The organism is Rhizobacter sp. P2_H2 (assembly GCF_056403375.1).
Genome location: NZ_JBFUFP010000352.1, coordinates 1 through 5011 on the forward strand (window position 1 = coordinate 1; position 5011 = coordinate 5011).

The window sequence follows — 5011 nt, forward strand, 5'->3', positions numbered from 1 at the left end:
GATCGCGCCGGCCACCAGCAGCGCCAGGTCGAGCCCCGCCACCGGCCAGAAGCGCTCGCCGAGCGTCTTGACCAGGTGGTCGCCGGTGGTGATCCAGTTCAGCGCCACCGCGGCGAACGCGAGCGCGGCGATGGCGCTGCACTGCTCGGCCCAGGCCGGCGACAGCCGCGCGTCGCGCACCGGCGCGCTGCGCCACAGCGCATGCACGGCCGCGATCACCCAGGCGCCCCAGAAGCTCGCCTTCTCCCAGTCGCCGCGCTGCGCCATCTCGGCGGGCAGCAGCCGGTTCGCGACCAGGATGGCCAGCGTCGCGACCAGCATGCCGGTGACGGTTGCCACGGCCACCGCATCGGCCCAGCGCGCGCCACCGGTGCCGGCCTTGGCATGCTGGCGCTTGCGCTTCTCGACGAAGAAGATGAAGCCGGTGGCGATGCAGAGGCAGCCCGACAGCCCGCCGAACACGTAGAACCAGCGCAGCAGCCAGTGCTCGAAATGCTGCAGGTGCAGGCCGGTCAGGAAGTCGTTGACGCTGGCCACCGCGCTCGGCGCCGGCTCTTCCAGCAGCACGCGGCCGGTGCTGCCCTCGAAGTGGATCGGCTGGCCGACCAGCGTCACGCGGTCGCTGCCGGCGCGGTACAGCGTGACGTAGCTGTTGCGGTCGCCGACGTGGTTCACAACCAGGTAGCCGACCTCGCCGGGCATGCCGCGCGCGGCCCAGCGGCGCTTCGCCTCGACCACCATCGCATCGACCGATGCGAGCGGCGCCTGCACGCCGGCCGGCTTGAACGGCAGGCCCTTGGCCTTCGCGTCGGCCATCGCCGCCGCCATCGCCTGCGGCTTCAGCAGCGTCTCGGAGACCGGCAGGTAGATGCTCGCGAACACCGTCAGGCCGGTCAGCGCGAACATGAAGTGGAAGGGCAGCGCGACCACACCGGTCAGGTTGTGCAGGTCGAGCGTGCTGCGCTGCACATGCTTGCGCGGGCGGAAGGTGAACAGCTCGCGGAAGATGCGGCGGTGGATCACCACGCCCGAGACCAGCGCCGCCAGCATCACCAGCGCCGCGAAGCCGACGATCCAGTACCCGAGGTCCTTCCAGGTCAGGTTCAGCCCGTAGTGCATCGGGTAGAAGAACTCGCTGCCGATCTTCAGCCGGTCGTCCGGCAGCAGCCGGCCGTTGCGCGGGTCGATCGTCACATGGCCGTGCACATGGTCGTCGGGGTCGTCCGGGTTGTTCGGCACCGCGTACTCGGCGTACAGCGACAGCACCGGGTCGCGGTGCGTCGTGTAGGCGCCCCAGTTCATCGGCGCGAGCGTCGCCGGCAGCGGGCCGCGCACGCGCTTCGCGGCGGCCTGCAGCTCGTCGGCCTCGGGCGTCATGCGCGCGAAGATCGGCGCGAGCATCGTGTCGAACGACGACATCGGCTGCGGCGCGAAACGCGTCTCGGGGATCGCCCAGCGGTCGATCTCGCGGTCGAACACCGACAGCGAGCCGAAGAAGAAGACCACGATCAGCACATAGCCGAGCACCAGCCCGAACCAGGTGTGCAGCCACGTCATCGACAGTCGGAAGGTGGGGAACATGGTGCGTGTCCGGTGTCAGGCCGGGTTCAGGTGGAAGGCAGCCGCGTCATCCACCAGCCGAGCCCGGTCATCGCCGCGCCGCCGCCGAACAGCACGAGCCAGACGCGCGCCGTGCTCGCGGCCGCGAACGACCAGCAGAACACGACGAGGTAGACCAGGAAGGCCACGAGGTACAGCAGCGTCTGCGCATCGGCATACGGCATGCCGGCGGACAGCATCAACGCGATGCCCAGCACCACGAAGCCCCAGGTGAAGGACCAGCCGCCGAGCACGCCGGCAGCAACGCGGGAGACGATCTGGATCCTTCGCATGGAAGCTACGCCGATAAGAATGATTCTTATCATTATCCACGAAGGAGGCGCCTCTCCCGAGGCGCCTGCCGTGTGCCGCCTTACTTGAACTGGTAGCTCAGCGACGCGTAATAGAAGCGCCCGCGCGGGTCGGCGAACGAGGCCGCGTAGCCGGTGGCATGCGAGCCGTACGACGCGACCGCGGTGAACGGCGGTTCCTCGTCGAACAGGTTGCGCACGCCCAGGCGCACCGAGAAGTCCTTCAGGCCGGTGTAGACGCCCGAGAGGTTCCAGCGGCTCGAGTCCTTCACGTGGTACTCCTGGTGCACGCCGATGTTGGCATCGACCAGGTCGGCCGACTCGGTCCAGCCCTTCACGAACACGTTCTCCAGCGTCGCGCCCCAGGTGTCGCGCTGCAGGTCGATGCTGAACGAATGCTGCCAGCGCGGGTGCGGCTGCACGCTGCCGCCGTCGCCGGCGGTGCCGGCGTAGTCGGTGAGCGGGCCGTCCTTGGAGGCCTGGCGCTTCCAGGTGTCCACGTAGGTGCCGTTCAGCGCGACCGTCAGCTTGCCGACCGAGGGCAGGGCCCAGCGCGTCGTCACGTCGACGTCGATGCCCGAGGTGCGCAGGTCACCCAGGTTCTCGACCGGCGTGTCGATGTAGCTGATGAAGCCGTCGGCCGTGCGGTGGATGCGGCTGCCGAATTTCGCCAGCAGCACCGGGTCGGTCAGGATGGCATCGCCCGTGACCACGCTGATCTGGTCCGTCTTCTTGATCAGCCACCAGTCGAGCGAGGTCGACAGCCACTTCACCGGCTCCAGCACGATGCCGGCCGAGAACTGCTTCGACTTCTCGGCCTTCAGGTCGCTCGACGACGAGAAGCGCTCGTTGAACTGGCTCTCGCAGCGCGAGTCGCCGGCGATCGGGCAGTTCGGGTCGACCAGCGAGTTGGCGGTGTTGGTCATCGACGGCGGGCTGTTCACGTCCCACAGCGACGGCGCGCGGAAGCCGGTACCGGCCGCGGTGCGCAGCAGCACCTCCTTGGCCGGCTGCCAGCGCAGGCTGGCGCGCGGGTTGAAGCTGGAGCCGAAGTCGTTGTAGCGGTCGTAGCGGGCCGCGAGGCCGGCCTCCCAGCCCTTCGCGAACGGGGCCGTGACCTCGGTGAACACCGCGATCACGTTGCGGCTCGCGCGCGTCTCGGGCACCGAGCCCTCGCCGCCGATGTGCAGGCCCTGGCGATAGTCGTCGTTGACCGGCGTGTCCTTGGCCTGCTCGTGGCGCAGGTCGAAGCCGAAGGCCGCCGCCAGCTGCCCGCCCGGCAGCTCGAGGAACTCGCGGCTCGCCTTGCCGTCGAGCACGGTCGTGGTGCTGGTGGACTTGCGCATCGTGCCTTCGAGCAGCGTCGAGCGCAGCAGCGCCTCGCCGGCCGCATCGCTGGGGCCGAACGGGTTGATCTGCCCGGTGGCCAGCGCGGCGATGAACTTCGGCTCGCTGATGTAGCCCGAGTAGCTCAGCGTGCCCTTGCCGCGGGCCACCGTCAGCGCGGTGTCGTAGTCCCAGCCCTGCGCCGTGCCCTTGAGCCCGGCCACCGCGCGCACCTGCTCGTTGACGTTGTCGTTGATGCGGTTGCCCACCGGCACGGCGCGCATCGAGATCTCGGCCATGCCGCTGGCCGGTGGGGCGTAGCCCAGCGTCGCCAGCAGTGCGGCCGGGTAGTAGGGGCTGGTGACGGGGATCGCGAAGCTCGGGTAGCTGGCGGTGTCGGGGTTCAGGTGCCCCGCAGTGGAGTCGATCGGCACCGGCGCGATGCGCCCGATGTTGTGGTTGCGTGCATACGACGCCTCGGTGAAGAACTCGTTCTGCGGGTCCAGGCGCAGCGTCAGGCGGCCGAACAGGTCGCCCTTGGTCTGGTCGGGCATGTTGTCGAGCGTGGCCGAGTAGATGAAGCGGCAGGCCTGCTTGGGCTGGCCGTTCGGCGTGGTGCCCGCGGTGGTGACGACGGTGAGCTTCGGGTCGCAGGGCGCGAAGTTCGGGTCSTTGAAGCCGTTGGTGCCGAGGTAGGCGCCGGGGCTGATGCCGAAGTCGACCAGCCGGCCCGGGAAGCCGCGGCCCGAGGTCGGCGGCGCCGAGCCCGGGATCTCGGTGATGCCGCGGTTGTAGTAGCCCTGGTCGATCGCGCGGATGCGGGTGTTGTCCTGGTAGTTCGCGGTGAACAGCAGGTTGTAGCCGTCGCTCGGCAGGTCGCCCTGTCCGTAAGCGAGGCTCAGGCCGCTCTCCTTGCCGCCGACATTCGCCTGCGTGTCGCCGTAGCGCAGCGTCAGCTGTCCGCTTTTGTAGTCGCGGCGCGTGATGAAGTTGATGACGCCGCCGACCGCATCGGTGCCGTAGACCGCCGACGCACCATCGCGCAGCACCTCGATGCGTTCCAGCGCGGCGAACGGGATGCTGTTCAGGTCGACCGCGACGGTGCCGCCGATGCTGCCGAACGGGTGGTTCGCGAGCCGCCGGCCATTCAGCAGCACGAGCGTCGAGTTGGCGCCCAGCCCGCGCATGTTGGCGTTCGAGGTGGCGTAGCCCGCCCCCTGGGTGGTGTCCGACTGCAGGCCGGTGCTGGCCGACACGCGCTGCAACAGCGCCTCGATGTTGGTTGCGCCGCTGCGCTCGATCTGCTCCTTCGTGATGATCGTGACCGGCAGGGCCGTCTCGGAGTCGACGCGCCGGATCGACGATCCGGTGATTTCCACGCGTTCCAGCTGCTGTTGGGTCGTGTCCTGGGCAGCTGCCTGCTGGGCGCTGGCCAAGGCCATGCCGCTGCTGAAGGCCACGGTGATGGCCCGATGGATCCTGGTTCTTCTCTGCATGTGATCCTTCCCTCCTGGTGGGATGGTGAGCGTGGATGGGGAACCGGGCGCCTGGCTCAGGGGCGCACAGTCGGTGTCGGCAGATGCCGGACCGTGACGGACTGTGGCCCGTGAGCAAGAAAAAGACCATGTGCGACGCACCATGTCAAACCCTGACATGGGCGCGGGAGCGGCGCGAGGGCTGCGGTAGGCTCCCGGCATGGATGAACTGCGAGCGTTGTCGACTTTCGTGCGCGTTGCCGAGCTCGGCAGCTTCAACAAGGCCGCGCAGGCGCAGGC

The 5011-nt window shown here is 69.0% G+C and carries 3 protein-coding genes; all 3 read right to left on the reverse strand.

Annotated elements, in window-relative coordinates; all coding sequences use genetic code 11:
* Nucleotides 1–1581, reverse strand: a 1581-nt coding sequence (locus tag AC1D15_RS17700; protein ID WP_477827008.1) for a PepSY-associated TM helix domain-containing protein, incomplete at its 3' end; no start/stop codon positions are given.
* A 26-nt stretch (nucleotides 1582–1607) separates the two neighbouring features.
* The gene (locus AC1D15_RS17705; RefSeq protein WP_477827009.1) at nucleotides 1608–1892 is read right to left on the reverse strand and encodes an iron uptake protein; all 285 of its coding nucleotides are present in this window, start codon (nucleotides 1890–1892) and stop codon (nucleotides 1608–1610) included.
* 80 nt (nucleotides 1893–1972) lie between these two features.
* On the reverse strand, nucleotides 1973–4732 hold the full coding sequence (locus AC1D15_RS17710) for a TonB-dependent receptor plug domain-containing protein (RefSeq protein ID WP_477827010.1): 2760 nt from the start codon (nucleotides 4730–4732) through the stop codon (nucleotides 1973–1975).
* Between the last annotated feature and the right edge of the window lie 279 nt (nucleotides 4733–5011).